Origin of the sequence: Caballeronia concitans, assembly GCF_001544615.1 — a bacterium.
Lineage (GTDB): Bacteria > Pseudomonadota > Gammaproteobacteria > Burkholderiales > Burkholderiaceae > Caballeronia > Caballeronia concitans.
Genome location: NZ_FCNV02000002.1, coordinates 357,597 through 375,945 on the forward strand (window position 1 = coordinate 357,597; position 18,349 = coordinate 375,945).

General features: G+C 66.0%; 20 protein-coding genes. 2 read left to right on the plus strand and 18 right to left on the minus strand.

Annotation, left to right across the window (positions count from 1 at the left end; genetic code table 11):
- Positions 1-26: 26 nt before the first annotated feature.
- The gene (locus AWB72_RS07715) at positions 27-767 is read left to right on the plus strand and encodes a class I SAM-dependent methyltransferase (RefSeq protein ID WP_084592790.1); all 741 of its coding nucleotides are present in this window, start codon (positions 27-29) and stop codon (positions 765-767) included.
- Positions 768-828: 61 nt separating this feature from the next.
- On the opposite strand, the gene AWB72_RS07720 is transcribed toward AWB72_RS07715, so the two are convergent.
- The 17 genes from AWB72_RS07720 to AWB72_RS07800 are packed head-to-tail and all read right to left on the minus strand — an operon-like array spanning position 829 to position 16,223.
- Positions 829-1,263, minus strand: a complete 435-nt coding sequence (locus AWB72_RS07720) for an excinuclease ABC subunit A (protein ID WP_040049772.1) — start codon at positions 1,261-1,263, stop codon at positions 829-831.
- 27 nt (positions 1,264-1,290) lie between these two features.
- Positions 1,291-1,716 carry a hypothetical protein gene (locus tag AWB72_RS07725; protein WP_040049771.1) on the minus strand — a complete coding sequence of 142 codons (426 nt, stop codon included), beginning with the start codon at positions 1,714-1,716 and terminating at the stop codon, positions 1,291-1,293.
- A 39-nt stretch (positions 1,717-1,755) separates the two neighbouring features.
- The gene (locus AWB72_RS07730; RefSeq protein WP_087127991.1) at positions 1,756-3,003 is read right to left on the minus strand and encodes a beta-ketoacyl synthase N-terminal-like domain-containing protein; all 1,248 of its coding nucleotides are present in this window, start codon (positions 3,001-3,003) and stop codon (positions 1,756-1,758) included.
- A complete protein-coding gene (locus AWB72_RS07735; RefSeq protein ID WP_040049769.1) occupies positions 3,000-4,226 on the minus strand; it encodes a beta-ketoacyl-ACP synthase in 1,227 nt (408 codons plus the stop codon). The genes AWB72_RS07730 and AWB72_RS07735 overlap by 4 nt, the downstream gene beginning before the upstream one ends.
- Complete coding sequence (locus AWB72_RS07740) at positions 4,226-4,951, minus strand: 3-ketoacyl-ACP reductase FabG2 (RefSeq protein WP_040049768.1); 726 nt, start codon at positions 4,949-4,951, stop codon at positions 4,226-4,228. Before AWB72_RS07740 ends, AWB72_RS07735 begins: the two co-directional genes overlap by 1 nt.
- Complete coding sequence (locus tag AWB72_RS07745) at positions 4,948-5,436, minus strand: hotdog family protein (RefSeq protein WP_040049767.1); 489 nt, start codon at positions 5,434-5,436, stop codon at positions 4,948-4,950. The genes AWB72_RS07740 and AWB72_RS07745 overlap by 4 nt, the downstream gene beginning before the upstream one ends.
- Before the next feature lie 6 nt (positions 5,437-5,442).
- A complete protein-coding gene (locus AWB72_RS07750; protein ID WP_040049766.1) occupies positions 5,443-6,627 on the minus strand; it encodes a beta-ketoacyl-[acyl-carrier-protein] synthase family protein in 1,185 nt (394 codons plus the stop codon).
- Complete coding sequence (locus AWB72_RS07755; RefSeq protein ID WP_040049765.1) at positions 6,624-9,020, minus strand: MMPL family transporter; 2,397 nt, start codon at positions 9,018-9,020, stop codon at positions 6,624-6,626. The genes AWB72_RS07750 and AWB72_RS07755 overlap by 4 nt, the downstream gene beginning before the upstream one ends.
- Complete coding sequence (locus AWB72_RS07760) at positions 9,020-9,682, minus strand: LolA family protein (RefSeq protein ID WP_040049899.1); 663 nt, start codon at positions 9,680-9,682, stop codon at positions 9,020-9,022. Before AWB72_RS07760 ends, AWB72_RS07755 begins: the two co-directional genes overlap by 1 nt.
- Positions 9,679-10,119, minus strand: a complete 441-nt coding sequence (locus AWB72_RS07765) for an acyl-CoA thioesterase (protein WP_040049764.1) — start codon at positions 10,117-10,119, stop codon at positions 9,679-9,681. Before AWB72_RS07765 ends, AWB72_RS07760 begins: the two co-directional genes overlap by 4 nt.
- The gene (locus AWB72_RS07770; RefSeq protein ID WP_052449810.1) at positions 10,112-11,863 is read right to left on the minus strand and encodes a glycosyltransferase family 2 protein; all 1,752 of its coding nucleotides are present in this window, start codon (positions 11,861-11,863) and stop codon (positions 10,112-10,114) included. The genes AWB72_RS07765 and AWB72_RS07770 overlap by 8 nt, the downstream gene beginning before the upstream one ends.
- Positions 11,860-13,557 (minus strand): ApeI family dehydratase, encoded by a 1,698-nt coding sequence (locus tag AWB72_RS07775; protein WP_040049763.1) that lies wholly within the window; start codon positions 13,555-13,557, stop codon positions 11,860-11,862. Before AWB72_RS07775 ends, AWB72_RS07770 begins: the two co-directional genes overlap by 4 nt.
- Positions 13,554-14,192 (minus strand): COG4648 family protein, encoded by a 639-nt coding sequence (locus tag AWB72_RS07780; protein WP_040049762.1) that lies wholly within the window; start codon positions 14,190-14,192, stop codon positions 13,554-13,556. The genes AWB72_RS07775 and AWB72_RS07780 overlap by 4 nt, the downstream gene beginning before the upstream one ends.
- Positions 14,192-14,443, minus strand: coding sequence for an acyl carrier protein (locus AWB72_RS07785; RefSeq protein ID WP_208863131.1), 252 nt, complete (start codon positions 14,441-14,443; stop codon positions 14,192-14,194). Before AWB72_RS07785 ends, AWB72_RS07780 begins: the two co-directional genes overlap by 1 nt.
- A 2-nt stretch (positions 14,444-14,445) precedes the next feature.
- Positions 14,446-14,745, minus strand: coding sequence for a phosphopantetheine-binding protein (locus AWB72_RS07790; RefSeq protein WP_040049897.1), 300 nt, complete (start codon positions 14,743-14,745; stop codon positions 14,446-14,448).
- Entirely contained in the window at positions 14,726-15,517 is a 792-nt protein-coding gene (locus tag AWB72_RS07795) for a lysophospholipid acyltransferase family protein (RefSeq protein WP_040049760.1), read from the minus strand. The genes AWB72_RS07790 and AWB72_RS07795 overlap by 20 nt, the downstream gene beginning before the upstream one ends.
- A complete protein-coding gene (locus AWB72_RS07800; RefSeq protein WP_040049759.1) occupies positions 15,504-16,223 on the minus strand; it encodes a beta-ketoacyl synthase chain length factor in 720 nt (239 codons plus the stop codon). The genes AWB72_RS07795 and AWB72_RS07800 overlap by 14 nt, the downstream gene beginning before the upstream one ends.
- Positions 16,224-16,687: 464 nt before the next feature.
- Here AWB72_RS07800 and AWB72_RS07805 point away from each other — a divergent pair, with 464 nt between their 5' ends.
- Positions 16,688-17,533, plus strand: coding sequence for a polysaccharide deacetylase family protein (locus AWB72_RS07805; protein ID WP_040049758.1), 846 nt, complete (start codon positions 16,688-16,690; stop codon positions 17,531-17,533).
- A gap of 97 nt (positions 17,534-17,630) precedes the next feature.
- Here AWB72_RS07805 and tssJ read toward each other — a convergent pair whose 3' ends face one another.
- The gene (gene tssJ, locus AWB72_RS07810; RefSeq protein ID WP_087127993.1) at positions 17,631-18,314 is read right to left on the minus strand and encodes a type VI secretion system lipoprotein TssJ; all 684 of its coding nucleotides are present in this window, start codon (positions 18,312-18,314) and stop codon (positions 17,631-17,633) included.
- Positions 18,315-18,349: the final 35 nt, after the last annotated feature.

The following is an 18,349-nucleotide window of genomic DNA, read 5'->3' on the forward strand; positions in this document are numbered from 1 at the left end:
AAAACACTTCTTTACCGGATTCAATCGTGCAGTTGACCGAAACATCCAATGTGCCGTTCGTTCCCGAAACGTCTTTCGGCATCTGGTTCCTGCGCACGCATACGTGGGAACATCATGTGCTGCGTGTCGCCATCAACGACCTCGAACGCCTCATCGACTTTCCGATGCCCGCGGCACCCGTCATCGTCGATGTCGGCTGCGGACAGGGCCTCTCGTTCCGTCTGCTTGCGCAAGCGTTCAAGCCGCAGCGCATCGTCGGTATCGATTTCCATGAGCCGTCGCTCTCGCTTGCGGCGCAATCCGCGCAAGCGTGCCGGCAACGCGCCGATACCGCCGCAACTGAAATCGAACTGCATCACGGCGACTGCGCGAATCTGCCGCTTCAGGACGCAAGCGCCGATATCGTCTTCTGTCACCAGACGTTTCATCACCTCGTCGAACAGGAACGCGCGCTCGCCGAATTCCGCCGCGTGCTCAAACCGGGCGGTGTGCTGATGTTCGCCGAATCGACGGATGCGTATATCAAGTCTTGGGTCATCCGTCTGCTGTTTCGTCATCCGATGCAGGTACAAAAGAGCGCCGACGGCTATCTCGACATGATCCGCAACGGCGGTTTCAGCTTCGGGCCGCACCACGTGTCGCTGCCTTATCTGTGGTGGAGCCGTGCGAAGGATTTCGGGCTGCTGGAGCGCATCGGCCTTTACACGCCGAAGCCCGGCAAGCGACGCGAAACGCTCGTCAACGTGGTCGCAAGAAAAGCATCCTGACGAAAAGCTTGACCAAGAAGCGGCGCATGCATCAGCGCGCGCGCCGCTTTCAGTTTCGGCCTCAGTTCTTCAGCTTGACCACTTCCCCTTTCAACGCGACGCCCGCGATCACAGCGCCCGCGCCGCACGTGAACTCGGTTGCGCTCTCGCGCTCCACGTTCTCGTAGTTGCTCTTGATGTTGATGACCGCGTCGCCGCCTTCCTTGCGTGCACGCTCCTGCAACTCGATCACAGCCGAAAGAAACACGTGCTTGCACGCGTCCTCGTCGCTCTTGCCGAACGCGTTGGTCTTCTTGTTGGTCGCGAACACGCCGAGCGATTTCACGACCGCCGGATGCGTTTGCCCCGCGAAATACAGCGGAATGTCCTTGTCGACCTTGTCGGGTTCGCTGACCAGCGCGGACGCCACGGGATAGAACCGGATCGTATTGCGTGCGAACGCTTGCGACGAGAACAGCATTGCGACGGCTGCCGCATAAATGAAAAGACGCTTCATGTTTTCCCCGAGTTCGTGGTTGATCGCTTATTCGACGTCCAGCTTCACGACATCGCCGCGCACGGCGAGCGTCGAGCCGTTGTTGCTCGATCCGCAGATGAACTCGGTCCCCGACGTGGTCTCCGTGTGCTGGAAGCGCGTCCTGACGTTGATGACGGCATCCGCGTGCTGCTCGCGGGCATAGTCGCGCAACTGATCGAGCGCCTTCGCGAACGCGATATTGCAGGTCGCATCCTGACCGTCCATCGTGCGGGCCACGCGCACCGCCACTTCCTTCTTGCCGAGCATCGTCTTGACGTTCGCGTGCTTCTGATCGCCGAAATACAACGTGACGTCCTTCGCGCTTTGCGTCTGCGCCGAGGGGGGCATCGGCAGCGAGCGGACCTGCGTCGTACAGCCTGCTTGCGTGATCAGCACGCCGGCCATCATTGCCAGAACGATTTTTCTTTTCATGGTGCGGTTTCGCTTCTGTTTATTTATGGATTGCGCCCGTTATTCGCCGACGGGCAGCGGCTGAATCTTCTCGAACATGAGGCTCGCGGAACTTCCGCCGAAACCGAACGACACCGACATCGCGCGCTCGATGCGCGCCTCGCGTGTCTCGCGCACGAGCGGCATGCCTTGCGCGAGCGGTTCGGGCGAGCCGACAGTACCCGTTCCCGCGATGAAACCGTCGCGCATCATCAGCAACGTGTAGATCGCCTCGTGCACGCCGCTTGCGCCGAGCGGATGTCCCGTCAGTCCTTTCGTCGATGAAAACGGCGGCACGTCCGCACCGAACACCGCCCGCAATGCGCGGAGTTCTTCGGCATCGCCGAGCGGCGTGGAAGGTGCGTGCGTGTTGATGTAATCGGGCGATGCGCCCGCTTCGTCGAGCGCCATGCGCATGGCCCGCGCGATGCCGTCCGCGTGCGGCGACACCATGCCCGCGCCGTCCGTGCTCTGGCCGAAGCCCGTGAGTTCCGCGTAGATGTGCGCGCCGCGTGCGAGCGCGTGGTCGAGCGCTTCGAGCACGAGCACGCCCGCACCGGAGCCGATCACGAAGCCGTCGCGCGCGTTGTCGTAAGGACGCGAGGCTTGCCACGGCGTGTCGTTGAAGCCGCTCGACAGCGCGTGCATCGCGTCGAACATGAGCGTCATGTTGTCGTGCAGCGCTTCGCTGCCGCCCGCGAGCACGATCTGCTGGCGTCCGGTCTGGATCAACTGCATGGCCTGACCGATGGCGAGCGCGGATGTCGTGCACGCCGACGAAGGCGAATACGCGACGCCCTCGATGCCGAACGCCTGCGCGACGTTCGCGGACGCGGTGCTGCTCATCGCCTTCGGCACCGTGTACGGCGGCGTTCTTTCGATACCGCGCGCCACCGCGATGCCGAGCGCCACGTCGTATTCGGCCATTGCGCCGACGCCCGAGCCGATCACCGCGCCGGCCTTCGGCGAATGCAGCATGGCGTGATCGAGCCGCGCATCGTCGATGGCCTTGCGCGCCGCGTGACACGCGAAGCGCGCCGTCTCGCCCATGAAGCGTTCCAGCTTGCGATCGAAGGGCGGCTCGTCCGCCACCGACGCCACCGCCGCCACTTGCGAGCCGAAGCCGCGCTCGCGCCACGCGTCGATGCGCGTGATGCGGGAGCGCCCCGCCTTCAACGCGGCGCTGACCGTATCGAGCGAATTGCCGAGACACGAGACGATGCCCATGCCCGTGACGACGACGCGTTGCATGCCGTGCGCCTTCTTCATCGAACGCGCCGGAAGATGAGCGACGTATTGATGCCGCCGAACGCGAAGTTGTTGCTCATCACGTATTCGGCGTCGATCGTGCGCGCCTCGCCCGCGATGTAATCGAGCGGCGCGCAGGCGGCATCGACTTCGGTGAGATTGAGCGTCGGCGCGTACCAGTTGCGCTTCATCATCTCGATGGTCCACCACGCTTCGAGCGCACCGCATGCGCCCAGCGTATGTCCGACGTAGCTCTTGAGCGAACTGATCGGCATGCGCTCGCCGAACGTCTGCGCGGTCGCATGACTTTCCGCGACATCGCCGCGATCCGTGGACGTGCCGTGCGCATTCACATAGGCGATGGCTTGCGGATCGAGCCGCGCGTCGTGCAACGCAAGCTGCATGGCGCGCGCCATGGTGCTGGCGGTCGGCTGCGTCATGTGCGCGCCGTCCGAGTTGCAGCCGAAGCCGACGATCTCCGCGTGAATCGTCGCGCCGCGCGCCACGGCGTGCTCGTACTCTTCGAGCACCAGCGTCGCCGCGCCCTCGCCGACGACGAGACCGTCGCGCTTCGCATCGAACGGACGCGGCGTGAGATGCGGCTCCTCGTTGCGCGTGCTCGTCGCGTAGAGCGTGTCGAACACGGCGACGGCCGGACCGGAGAGTTCTTCCGCGCCGCCCGCGAGCATCATCGTCTGCTTGCCCGTCGCGATGGCTTCGTACGCGAAGCCGATCGCCTGACTGCCCGACGCGCACGCCGACGACGTCGGCAAGATGCGGCCCTTCAGGTCCCAGAAGAGGCCGACGTTCACGGCGGTCGTGTGCGGCATCATCTGCACGTAGCTGTTCGATGTCACATCGGTCATCGAACCGGTTCGCAGCATCGTGCCGAACGCGCGGATAGGCTCGACCGATCCCGACGACGATCCGTACGCGACGCCCATGCGTCCGTCGCTGATCGACGCATCGCCGGCGAGGCCAGCATCGGCCAGCGCCAGTTCGCTCGCGCGCACCGCGTACATCGAGACGATGCCCATCGACCGCGTCTTCTTGCGCGGCCACGCCGAAGGCTGTTCGAACGCGGGCAGCGGACACGCGAGGCGCGTGTGCAGCCCTTCGAAGAAGTCCCACTCCGGCATGCGGCGCACCGCGTTGCGGCCGCTTTTCAGCGCGGCTTCGATTTCATCCCAGCGGCTGCCGAGCGCCGTGACGCCGCCCATGCCCGTAACGACGACTCGCTTCATCAGATCATTCCGCCATTCACGCCGATCACCTGGCGCGTCACATAGGAAGCCGCATCCGACATGAGGAAGCTGACGACAGCGGCCACTTCGTTCGGCTGGCCGACGCGATTCATCGGCACCGTCTTCAGCGCGTGTTCGACGGGAACGTCGTCGAGCATGCCGGTATCGATCAATCCGGGCGCGACGCAATTCGCCGTGATGTTGCGCGATGCGAGTTCGACGGCGAGCGCCTTGGTCGCGCCGATCAGGCCGGCTTTCGCCGCGCTGTAGTTCACCTGTCCGCGATTGCCCATCACGCCCGACACCGACGCAATGGTCACGATGCGGCCGCCCTTCTTCGCGCGCACCATCGGCATGGTCAGCGGATGGATCACGTTGTAGAACGAATCGAGACCGGTTTCGATCACGACGTCCCAGTCTTCGTCGGTCAGTGCGGGAAACGCCGCATCACGCGTCACGCCCGCGCTGCACACGATGCCGTAATACGCGCCGTGCGCGGCGACGTCGGCTTCGAGCGCTTCACGGCACGCGGCACGGTCGCGCACGTCGAACTGCACGACGCGCGCCGCGCCGCCCTGCGCGACGATGCCCGCCGTCACCGCTTCGGCTTCGGCGCGTCCGGTGCGGCAATGCACGGTGACCGCGAAGCCGTCGGCGGCCAGTTGGTACGCAATCGCCCGGCCAATGCCGCGGCTTGCGCCGGTTACGAGGACTCGCCGGCTCATGAACTGAAGCTCCCTTCGATGAATGTCTGAAAATCGCGTGGCTGAAACACCTTGATGACGGCTTGTGCATGACGCTCGCCGTCGTGGTCGATCGTGCATTCGTACGCGCCGTGGCCCTCTTCGCTGCGCAGCACTTCTTCCACGCGGATGGCGAGCCGCGCATCGCGCGCGAAGGCGCTCACATGCGCGCGATAACTGCGCGTGCCGAGCAGCACGCCGGGACGCGCACGGCCGCCCGCTCGCATCGCGATCAGCGCGACATGCGCGGCCACCGCCTGCGCCATCAATTCGATGCCGATCCACGCGGGCATCGCGCTGTGTTCGTCCGCGTACCACGCGTCGGCGCGCACGGTGGCGAGCGCGGTGAGCGCGGCGTCGCTGCACGCGACGACTTCGTCCACCAGCAGCATCGTGCCGCGATGAGGAATGATCGTTTCGATCGGCGCAAACGCGCCCTTGTCGTCGATGTGTGTGTGTCCGGTCATCGTGCGTCAACCCGCGAGAATGAGGCTGACATTGCTGCCGCCAAACGCGAAAGAATTGCTCATGACATGGCGCGTGCCCGCTTCGTGCGCGAGATAGCGCGCTTCCTGAACCAGATCGAGCGCGGGCAGATCGGCGTCGGCTTCGCCGTCCCATCGATGCAGCGGCAACGGCAAGCCGGATCGCGTGAGCGTGAGCCACGCAAAGGCGAGTTCCGTCGCGCCCGCCGCGCCGAGCAGATGCCCTGTGAACGGCTTCGTGCCGCTCGTCGGCACGCCCTCTGGAAAGACGCGCGCCATCAGATGCGCTTCCATCTCGTCGTTCTTGCGCGTGGCCGTCGCGTGCAGGTTCACGTAACCGATATCGGCGGGCGCGACGCCTGCATCCGCGAGCGCCGCGCGCAGCGCGAGTTCGCCGCCGACACCGCGCGGGTCCGGCGCGGACACGTGATGCGCATCGCTGGATTCGCCCGCGCCCGCAAGACGCACGGCGGCTTCGTCGCGCGTCATCAGGAACACGGCCGCGCCTTCGCCGATGTTGATGCCGTTGCGATTGCGGCTCATCGGATTGGTGCGTTCGATGCTCGTGGATTCGAGCGACGCGAAGCCCTGCAGCGTGAGTTCGCACAAGGTATCGACGCCGCCGACGACGATCGCATCGCACAAGTCGAGTTGCAAGAGCCGCCGCGCCGCGACGAACGCCTTGGCGCTCGACGTGCATGCCGTCGAGAGCGTGAACGCCGGACCTTGCACGTTCAGCGCGGCCGCGGCGAACGGCGCGGCCGTGCCGATCTCCATCTGGCGATAATCGAAACGCTCGGGCAAGCAGCCCGCCTTCGCGCGATGCAAAAACGCCTCTTCCGCCTCGCCGATGCCCGACGTGCTCGTCCCCAGCACCACGCCGATGCGCGCCGAGCCGTAACGCTCGCGCGCCGCTTCGATGTCGGGGCGGATCTGTTCGAGCGCGGCGAGCAGCAGCCGGTTGTTGCGGCAATCGAAGCGTGCGACGGATGCGGGCGGCGCGATGTCGAGCGGATCGAGCACGCGGCCGACGAACGCATCGCCACGGCGCGTGCGCATCAGTCCCATGCCCGGCGATTGCGCCGAAGCCAGCGAGGTCGCGATCGAATCGACGTCGCCGCCGAGCGCATTGACCATGCCGAGCGCATGCAGATAAACAGATGGCAGCGTCACGCGTGGTTTCTCCTTTCAGGCGGCATGCTCATCGGCGCGAGCAGCACCGAAACCAGGATGCCGAGCGCGAGCGTCGCGCCGAAGCTCTTCAATGCGGGCATCGCGCTCATGCCGAGCAGGCCGAACGACAACAGCGTCGTCGCCGCCGAGAGCAGCACGCCCGCCCACACCGCGCCGAGATCGGCGTCGCTGCGGAGGCACCCTTCGCGCAGGAACACGGCGTAATTCGCGCCCACGCCGAGCACGAGCATCAGCGCGAGGCAGTTGAACAGATTGAGCGGCACGCGCGCATAGCCGAATGCCGCGAGCGTCACGCCGACGGCGAGCAGCACGGGCAGCGTCGTCGCGATGCCGCCGCGCGGCCGGTAGCGCGCCATCAGCAGGACGAGCACGAGCAGCAGCGCGCCGCCGAGCCACAGGCCGCTATCCACGCGATACGCGCCGAAGAGCTTCGACACGCTCGCCGCCTTGTCGACGAACGTCACGCCCTCGATTGCGCGCGCCGTTTCGATCAGCGCGGACTCGTTCTTCGGCGTCACGCGGCGCGGCATGACGATGGCCGCGTAGCCGCGCTGACCGGCTGCATCGAATGCGCCGATCCACAAATGCCGATACGGCTGCGACCACGGCGCGGCGAGCCAGCGCTCGACCGTCAGCGGCGCGGCGTTCGCATGGCCGAACGAAGCGATCCACGCGTCGGCGATTTCATCGCGGAAGCCCGCGTGCAAGAGCGTCGCGCGCAAGGCGGCCGGATCGGCGAATACGTGCTGCGCGAAGAGCGCGCGCGCTTGCGCCTGACGCTGCGCCGACGGCACGAATTGCGTGACCGAGCGCCAGCCATCGACTGATCGGTCGCCTGTGAGCGCATCGAGCCGCGCGCCGAGCGCTTCGGCGCGTTCGAGCACGGCTTCTTCGGACGCGCCGCGCACCACGAAGAACTGCGCGGTGTCATCGACGCCGACTGCCGCGCGCACCTCGTTTTCCTGCGCCACGAGCGACGGATCGCGCTGGATCAGCAGATGGATGTCGTCGTCGCTCGTGAGACGCAGCCAGCCCGGCAGCGCGATCGCGACGAGCACCGCCGCGACGAGCCACGCGCGCTTCCCGCCGATAGCGCCGCGCCAGCGTGCGAGCAGCGTCGCGGCGGACGCGAAGAGACGCCGGCGCGCGGCCTTCGGTCCCTTCACGAGCAGCGCGGGCAAGAGCGACATGACGGACGCGAACGCCACGCCGATGCCGGCCATCGCGAAACACGCGATCTGCTTGAGCGCGGGAAACGGCACCCACGCGAGAATGGCGTAGCCGAGCAGACTCGTCGCGAGCGCGACGCTCAGCGCGGGCCGCACCGATCGCGCGCCGCTTCGCGCATCCCAGCCGCGCTGCGCGCCGAGATAGACGACGAAGTATTGGATCGAATAATCGACGGCCTCGCCGATCAGGCTCGCGCCGAACACGAGCGTCAGCAGATGCAGCTTGCCGAACACGAGCATCGTGAAGGCGAGCGCGCATACGATGCCGAGCGCCGTCGACAAGAAACCGAGCAGCAGGAGACGCGGCGAACGGAACACCCAGAGCATCAGCAGCGCGATGCCGCACGCCGACACGACGCCGATCAGATGCACCTCGCGTTCCGACGCGCTGCGCGCCGCCTGCGCGTAAAACACCGCACCGGCGCGCGCGACCGTGGCATCGGGCCATGCCGCTTTCACCGATGCCTCCGCCTGCGCCGCCGCCGCGAGCACCGCGCGCTGCGTGGCCGATTCATACGCCGAGCCATGCAGCGTTGTGACGACGAGCACGCTCGCGATATCGCCGCGATGCGCGACCAGCAGATTGTCTTCGAGATCGAGGCCAGACGTGGCGAGCGGCAAGTCCGAAAGCCAGTGTTCGAGCCAGCCGAAGGGATCGTCGGCGAGTTGCGTCGCGAGCGGCCCGCGCACGGGGTTGTAGATGCGCTGCATCAGCGCATCGTCGAGCGGCTGCGTGAGCGCGTCGCGGTCATCGCGCGTCAACAGCCCGAAGCGATATGGCGCATACAGTGCGCCGATCTGGGCGACGTCGAATGGCGGCAGTTCCGCCGTCACCGATGCGAACGCGCCGCTATTTTTCAGCGCCGCGCCGAAGCGTTTGGCCGCAGCCTTCGCGTGGTCGGCGTCGCGGCTCGACACGAGGAACACGGTGCGGTCGCCGAGCGCATCGGCCAGTCGATCGACGGCTTTCTCGGCAACCGGATCCGCTTCTGTCGCGGGCAAAAGCGCGAGGAGATTCGTCTCCAGAGGCGACGGTCCTTCGAAGCGATGGACGCAATACAGCGCAGCGACGAGCGCGAGCACGAACCACGCGGCCCGTATCGCGAGAAGCGTCGCGCGGCTGCGCTGCCGTTCCTTCAGCATCACGGCGCTCCCAGCAAGCTGCGTTCGGCGGCGGGCAGTTCGTCGAGCGCTTCGCTCTTCGTGAAGTCGATCTGCGTGACGTCGCCGTTCGCGAGATCGATCCGCAAGCTCTGCAAAAACGCGCCGCCCTTCATTTGCAGCCCTTTGACGGCCTGCGCGAGCTGCGGCTGATTCGGCTTGAGGTTCAGCGTCCATTGCGATGGCGAGCCTTCTGCATCGACATCGAATTGCGAGTAAAGCGCGGACACGTCGCCGCCGAGCATGGCGCGCATCATCTTCGAGACCTGCGCAACGCCCCGCACGCCTTGCGCGCTTCTAGTACCGACGCGCTTGCCGTTCGCATCGACTTCCGTGACGCCCGTGTCCGTGATGACGAACGTGGCCTTGTACGGCGTAAGCACACGCCAGATCACGCCGCGCTCGCGATAGAACACGAGCGTGCCCGTGCTCACGAGCGGCTGCTTCATGGCCGAAAGCGTCTGCGTCTGCGTGAATTGCGCGCGCACGCCCTTGATCTGTCCGAGCCGCGAAGCCACTTGCGATACCAGCGCCGCATCATTGCTGGCGGTCTGTGCGAGCGCAGGCGCGGCTGCATGAAGCAAGCCGGCGTTCGCCGTCAGCAGCAACGCGATGAGCGCCGTGCGCCCGCAGCGAAGTTTCATGAACGCGACCATACGCGCTCCAGCTTCTCGAACACCACGGGCGGCGATACGAATTGCAGTTCCTGCGTGGCGGCATCGACGGCGACTTGAATGGTATAGCCCTTCGTCAGCCGGTCGCCCGTCACGCAATCGACGATTTCATACGCTATTTTCAGGCGATTTTCATATTCGAGCAGTTCCGTTCGCACGTCGATGCGCTGGCCGTATCGCGCGGGACGCACGTATTTCAGATGCGCCTCGACGATGGGCCACGCATAGCCCGACGCCAGCATGTCGCCGTAGTCATAATCGAACGCACGCAGCAGCGCGGCGCGGCCCGCCTCGAAATACTTCAGATAGTGGCCGTGCCAGCATACGTGCATGGCGTCGACATCATGAAACGGCACTTCGACGATCGCGCTCGCCGTGAGCGTCTTGTTGTTCTTCAGTTCAGCCATGACGCGTGCTGTCGGTGAAATCGGATACGGGCGTCGGCGCGGTTTTGCCTGCGCGCGCCCAGAAATCGAAGAAATTGAACCATTGATACGGCGCCTTGCGGCAATAGTATTCGAGACGCGACGCGTAGCGCTGCGCCCACGCCGCGATGTGCTGCGCGCGTTCGCGGCGCGGCAGCTCGATGCGATCGGCAAATCGTTCGAAGTACAAACGATATTTCCCTGCGCGCTCTTTAAGACAGAAGAACAGATACACGGGACAACCGAGCGCGTGCGCGAGCACATACGGGCCTTGCGCGAACGGAGCGGTCGCGCCGAGGAAGCGCGCGTCGGTCGTGCGGCTGGACTCGTGCGCCGGCACGCGGTCGCCGACGATCACGAGCAGTTCGCCCGCGTCGATGCGCGCCTGCATCATCATCGACGTCTCGGGGCCGAAGTCGCTCACGTGAATCAGATGCTTCGCGAAGTCGCCATTCGCCGACGACAGCACGCTGTTGAAGCGCTTCGCGTGCTCCGTATAGACGATGGCCGTGACCTTCGCGCGGCCGTTGCGTGCGGCGAGCGCCCGCGTCATTTCGAGGTTGCCGAGATGCGCGCCGATCACGAGCGCGCCGCGTCCGCTCGCGATGAGCGCTTCGAACGGCGCGGGGTCGTCGAACACGGCTTCGTGATCGGTGATCCGGCCGGACCACGCCGCGAGCTTGTCGAGCCCGGACTGCGCGAACGCGAGCATCTGCCGATACGCGGAACGCCAGCCCGGACGCGGCGTGCCTTCGCCCGGCGCAACCTCGGCGAGATGCGCGAAATAACGGTGCGAAGCCGCGCGCGCATCGCGTCCCGTGAGCAGAAAATAGCCGACGACAGGATGCAGCCACAGCCCCGTGAATCGCATGCCGAACACGCGGCAACTGAGCGCGAGCAAGGACATGCCGATGCGGCTGCCGCGCTCCGCGACGCGCCACCAGCCGTGCCCGGCGTGCGCGGCTGCGGTCTTGCACGGCATCAGCTTGTGCGCGAGGAGCATCGGCGAGCGCAGCAGCATGCCGCACGCGAGCCGCGTATGACTCGCGCTGATGCGCACGTTGTCCCAGAGCACGTCGAAGTGCGATACGCCGTCCGTCGCATAGACCACGCGGGTCGGGATCGAGCGGAACGCAAGACGCCGCCAGTAGAGACGCACGAGGATTTCGATATCGAAGTCCATGCGCGTGCCGAGCCGCACGCTGTCGATCAGCGCGCAGGCGGCATCGAGCGGATAGAGGCGAAAGCCGCACATCGAATCGCGGATAGTGAACGACAGCGTTTCGATCCACACCCAGACGTGCGTCAGATAGCGGCCATACAAGCGCGATTTCGGCACGCTTTCGTCATAGACGGGGCGGCCCAGAATGACCGCGCCCGGCTCCGCGCGCGCCGCGTCGAGAAAGAGCGGCACGTCGTTGGCGTCGTGCTGTCCGTCGGCGTCGATCTGCAATGCGTGCGTGAAGCCCGCGCGCCGCGCCGCGCGCAAGCCCGCCATCACGGCCGCGCCCTTGCCGCCGTTCACCGGCAGACGCAGGAGCGTCATCTGCTTGCGATAGTGGCACGCGAGCTTGCCGAGCACGGCTTGCGTCGCGGCGTCGCTGCCGTCGTCGACGACGAACATCGGCAAGCCGTGAACGCTCAGGCGCGCGACGGTATCGCCGATCGCGTCCTTGTGGTTGTAAATCGGAATGACGATGCACGCCGCGATGTTCGCACCGCTCATGCGTCCTCCCGATACACGATCGCGCCCGACGCGCATTCGCGTCCGTTCATTCGATACGCGAACTGCACGCGCCGACGCGCGGCGTCGTGCGCGAGCCGCAGTTCGAGCACCGCGCCGGGCGGCACGGGCGCCATGAACTTGAGACGATCGACGCTTTCGACCGCGCGCGCCGCCGCGACGTGTTCCGACGCGAGCCGGATCGCCCAGTCGACCTGCACGACGCCGGGCAGGATCGGCAAGCCCGGAAAGTGGCCGGCGAAATGATCGAGCGCGGGCGGCACGCGGATTTCATGGCGCAACGCGTCGCCATCGCGCGATTCCGCGAGCAACTCGAAGCCTTCGGCGCGCGGACCGAAGGCCGCTGCGACCGCCGACACCGGCAGCTTGCCGCGCGCATCGAACGGCAGCGCGATGCGAAAGCGCCAGAAGCGCGGCAACAGCACGACGTCGAAATAAGCGGCGAGATGCCGGCGCAAGGTTTTCGCGAGCGCCACGCGGCCCGTGTCATGGAGCGCGGCGCGGCCTTCGTCCGAGAGCGCGATCACCGCGCCGACGCGTTCGCGCGTCGTGCCCGCGAGCGGCACCACGCTGGCCTGCGCGACATACGGATGCAGCGCGAGACGCGCTTCGAGTTCGGGCAGCGAGACGCGCTTGCCGTCCAACTTGACGACGCGATCGAGGCGGCCTTGCAAGCGAAAGCGGCCGTCGTCGTCGAAGGCGATGGCGTCGTCGGTGCGATGCCAGTCGTCGTGGCCGAGATGCGGCGAGCGCACTTCGAGCGCGCCGTCATCGGCACGACGCACTTGCACGCCGCTGACCGGATACCACGCCGGCGTTTCATTCTGTCTGCGCCACGCAATGCCGCCCGTTTCGGTGCTGCCGTAGATTTCGACGGGCGCGTCGCCGAACGCGGCCGCGTAGTCGAGGGCCGTGTCCGCCGCAAGTGGCCCACCCGACGAGAAGAACACGCGCGGCGCCGGCGTGAGCGAATCGAAACCGGCGAGTCCGGTCCAGCGCATGAGCTGCGCGGGCGACGACACCATCGCGGTCGCGCCGCACCGTGCGATGCGCGCCTGAATCTGCTGCGGCTCCACGCAGAGCGCGCGGTCGAACGCGCGGCCCGCCGCGAGCGGCCACATCACGCGAAACAAGAGGCCATAAATATGCCGATGCGGCACGCTCGCGAGCATCGTCGCGTCGCCGATCAGCGCGCCCCAGTCGCGTTCGAGCGTGCGCACTTCGGCGTCGAACTGGGCGAGCGTCTTGTGGATCGGCTTCGGCGCGCCGCTGCTGCCCGATGTGTAGAGCGTGAGCGGCGCGTGCGGATCGATGCGCAGCGTAAGCGTATCGAGCGCTTCGTGCGCGCGGGCGTCGGCTGCCGCGGCGACGTCGGCATCGGTGAGGACGGCGTCGTAGGCGTCGGCGAGATCGGCGAGATAGCCGGGCGCGGCACTCGCGGGGATCACCGGCGTCTTGCCGCACGCGAGGAGCGCGAACAGCGCGCAGGCGAAATCGAAGGGATCGTCGATACACAGCGCATGGCGACGTTCCTCGCCTTCGCGCAATCGAAGCGCGAGCGACGCCACGCGCGCGCGGAACGCGGCATGCGTGACCATGGCGCCGGTCGCGTCATCGTGACAGACGGGTGTATGCGCATCGCATTGCGCGGAAAAGAGTTCGTGCAGCGCGATCATGACGCCTCCGCTTCCATCCGCCGGGCGCGCGGCAGGATCACGAGATAACGCCACACGATCTCACCCACGAGCAGCACGCCGATCAAACCATACGCAATCGCGCCGTTGTACAGCGACCATGCCTCGCGCGGCCAGTACAGCGCGGTGTAGAGCGAGAACAGACCGTTCGCGGCGAAGAACGCGCACCAGATCTGCGTGACGCGGCGCGTGTGGCGCACGGCCGGTTCGCTCAGATCGGGCGTGCGGATGCGCGCGAATTTTTCGATCATCGACGGACCGCGCACGAGCGTCGAACCGAATGCAATCAGCAAGCCGAGATTCACGAGAGACGGATAGATATGAAGCAGGCGCTCGCTGTCGGTCCATACGATCGCAGCGGACGCCGCGCTCAGCATGAACCCGACCGCCCAGTCGACGCGCGTGAGCGTGCGCAACGATGCCCCCACGACGCCCGTGCCCGCGCAGCGCTGCAGCCAGATCAGCACGAACAGCAGGCAGCCGATATAGCGCGGCGCGTTCCAGAACCAGCCGCACAGAATGACGGCGGGATACGCGAGCTTGAACACGACGTTCAGCGCGAGGCCGGTCCAACTCCGATGCGCGTCGTCGCCGGTCCGGGCGGTCTGCGGCTGCATCAGTCCTGCGCTGCCAGCAGCGATTCGACAGCGGCGATCACGTCGCCGACCGTGCGCACGGACTTGAACTCCTCGGGCTTGATGCGGCGGCCCGTCATCTCCTGCAGCTTGATCGCGAGATCGACGGCATCGATGCTGTCCAGATCGAGTTCTTCGAACAGATGCGCTTGCGGCGTCACGCGCTCCGGCTCGATGCCGAAGTTCTCTTTGAAGATCGCGCGGATGCGCTCAAGGATTTCGATGTCGGTCACGGTCATTCCCCTTTCGTTGCAGTGTCGCCCGATGCGCGCGCGGCCTCGCGCTGGCTCGCGACGAGTTCGGCGAGCGTGTTGATCGAACGGAAGTGCTCGCGCGTGCGCTCGTCGTTGGCGGCGATCGTCAATTGATAGTGTTTGCGCAGCACGATGCCGATTTCGAGCGCGTCGATGGAGTCGAGACCGACGCCATCGGTGGAAAAGAGCGGCGCATCGTCGTCGATGTCGGCGGGCGTCAGGTCTTCGAGATCGAGTGCTTCGATCAGAAGCTGTTTGATTTCAAGCTTTAAAGAATCCATGGTCGATCAAATGCCGGGTAATGTGGGCTTGCACCGCGTTCGTCACGGTGCGTGCGGCGAGCGCGGGCGGCTCGTCCTGGGCGGCGAGCGCATCGGCGCCGACCGGGTCGAGCACGTTCACGCGCATGTGAAACGCGCGCTCGGGCACGTCGTGCCAGCGCATGCTTTTGGTGAAGGCGGGTGGATCGCAGTCCATCAGCACCGGGAGAATCGGCGCGCCGGATTGCAGCGCCATGTGCGCGAAACCGCGCGAGAACGCATGCAGCCGGTTGCGCGCGGGACTGCGCGTGCCTTCGGGGAAGATGATCATCGTGTAGCCGCGCGCGAGTTGCCGCGCGCCCGCTTCCACGAGTTCGACGGGATCGGCATTGCTCACGTAATCCGCCGCGCGCATGACGCCCCAGAAGAACGGATTGCCCCAGTGCGCGCTTTTCACGACGCAGCACGCGCGCGGCGTGAGCGATAGCAGCACCATGACGTCGAGCCAGGTCGGATGATTGGCGACCACGATCGCGGCGTGCTGCGCCTGACGATGGAGCGCGTGAGCGCCGTCGACGTCGAGCTTCATCACGCGCACGGCCACGAGCACGGCGACGAGCGCGCGGAAGAACGCGTGAATGATCGCCGCGATGATGCGCTGCTTCGACGCGCGATGCGGCCAGATGCACGCGAGCGGAAACACGATCAGCGAGAAGCCGAGACCGCAGATGCCGAAGGCGGTGAAAGCCAGCGCCGTCGCGACGAGGCGCCAGTAGTAGTCAAGCGCCTTCATGCCAGCTCCATTGCCATAGCGAGGACGGTCCGCGCCACTGAACCGGCGCTTTCGCATCGAGGCATTGCCGGACCGCTTCGCTTTGCGTGGCGAACCGGGCGGGCGTGGCGGCATCGGCGTCGAACGGTGCGTGGGCGGCGGCGTCGGCAAAGGCCGTGCGCGCGCATTCCAGGCGTCCGGTTTGCGCGGACGCATCGAGCAGGATCGCGAGCGCGCCGCCTTCCACTTCGTCTTCTATCGTGCCGAATGCGGGATCGGCGGGTTCGTCGGCGTAGACGAGCAGAACGGGCGACGAGGCATCCGTCGCGTATTGCGCGTGCGCTTCGAGCAGCGCATAACCGAGCGTCTGCGCCCCCGCCGACACGGCGCTGGCCGGCGCGCGATCGCCCCGCGCGATGCCGAAGACGCCGGTCATCGCGTTGAGAACGGAAAGGCTGAAGGATGTCGGCGAGACCGGTTCTCCCGCGCTGATATCGCACAGGATGTCGGTGGTGCGCCGCAGTTCGCCGTGGCGCGACGCGAACACGACGCGCACCGTGGGCAGCGACGCGGCGCAGTCGTGCGCGACCTTCAGCGCGACCCGCGACAGCGCGCTGAGCCGGCGCCGCGCCATCGGATCGATGAAGCGGATGTCGGGCGCGACGGACGCGGAGGCGGGCCAGAAAGACCAGCGAGCAACCGGAATGGTCCAGTGCAGATCGGGCATATCGGTGTTCGCGTTTTGGAAACTTTTAGCACCCGGCAGGACGACCGACGACTGCACGACAAGGCGCGCTCGGTCCGGCGGTGGCCCACCCGATACTTGCTCAATAGGTAAGTGAACCGTCGAATTAACGGCACGAGACAGCAACTATTTAGCGATAAGACGCAAAACGCGGCTCGGCACGCGCGGTTCCATTGACCGGGGGTGGCGAATGATACCGATGTTACGGCGGATTACAGTGAAAAAAACGAACACTTTTGCCGGTTCGTCTCATCGACGCGACGCGCGCGCGGGGCGGGGCTTGCGTCGCGCGGGCGAAGCGTGTTTTTTGACGGAAGCCGGATTTGGGACGTTTCTTAACGGGTTCACCCGATGTCCGGCGTGAGTGATATCGTTCGCCGCTTGATTGAAATCACAGACGTTTGTCAGCTATCCCTTGACTGGAATGGCGCAGATCTGATCGCAAGATGAAGCAACTGAATTCGCGGACCGACGCCGCAGCGCCCAGACGCTGGCCGCGCACCGCTTACCCGCCGGTTTCCGTGGCGACCGTCGCCTGGCATGGCGTCGCGCTCGCAGGATGGCTGGTCGACCCGTCGGCGTGGCCGTGGTGGCTGGCAAGCGTCATGGTCAGCCACGTGATCGTGGTGTCGATCGGGCTGTGGCCGCGCTCGAGCCTTCTCGGGCCGAACTGGACGCGCCTGCCCGATACGCCGTGCAATGCCGATGCCATCGCGCTCACGATCGACGATGGCCCGGATCCCGTCGTCACGCCAATGGTGCTGGACATGCTCGACCGGCATCGGGTGCGCGCGACGTTCTTCTGCATCGGGCAGCGCGCCGCGCTGTATCCCGCGCTGATGCGCGAGATCGTGGCGCGCGGTCATGCGGTCGAGAACCATTCGCATCGTCATGTGCACACGTTTTCGATGAGCTTGCCGCATTGGCTTACGAAGGACATCGACGCCGCGCAGCAGACGCTCGAAGCGCTGACGGGCGAGCGGCCGATGTTCTTTCGCGCGCCGGCCGGATTGCGCAACCTCTTCCTGCAGCCGGTGCTGCAACGGCTGGACCTTCGGCTCGCTGCGTGGACGCGGCGCGGATTCGACACGCGCGAGGGCGACGCCGATCGCGTGCTGGCGCGGCTCATCGACGGACTGGCCGCGCGGGACATTCTGCTGGTGCACGACGCGAGCGCTGCATTGACATCGACGGGCCAGCCTGTCGTGCTGGCGGTGCTGCCGCGGTTGATCGAGACGGTGTGCGCGTCGGGGTTGCGGTTTGTTACGTTGAGGGAGGCGGGGGGCGGGTAGGTCGTTGCACGGGAGCCGCTGCAATCCGTACTTCAGCTTGCCGGGACGGACTCCGGCCGCTCAGAACCCGTTCTTCGAGGTGCGCCATCCCTCATGTTCAAAGTCCAGCGGCGCTGCGCGAAGCCGCGCTCACGCTCGCCTTGGCGCTGGTGACGGCATCGGCTGCTGCGCTGACGTTCTGAGCCGCCGCCTTGCTCGCCGCCGATGCATTCGCGACACTCGACGCCGCCGCTGCCTCCGATGCAGGCACCGACTGTTGCGGCGCATCGTGCTTGACCGCTTTGGGCTTGGCGCCCTCCAGCACGAGCATGCTTCCCTGCACCTGGATCTTGACCGGGTCGGTGTCCTTCCACTGTTTCTTCGGAATCAGCAGCTTCCACGGTCTGGCGCTGTTGGGCGTACGAAAGAACGCTACAACGCCTACATACTCCGCGTCTTTCTGCATGGGCTCGCTCACGCTGGCGCTCCCGCCCGGCTTCAGCACGACGTCCTTGGTCGCCACGAGGTCCGCCTTGAGCAATTCGAGATCGTCGTTTTGCAACTGAATGTATTCGAGCTGCGCGAAGGTCTTCGAGTCCTTGAGCTGGTAGAGCCGCACCACTGTAGAAAGCGATTGTCCGGAGGCGGTTTCGTTCAGCGCGGCCCGCCCGTCGAAATCGATGTTCATCGTCTTGACCTGAGTCGTGAATAGCCATTGCGCGGCGCTTACGGTGCTGTCCTTCGTGGCCTGCCAGACGCCGCAACCGGCGAAGGTGAGCACGCTGACCGAGGCGAGCGTCATGCTTGCGCCTCGGGCAATGCAGCCGATCAATTTGC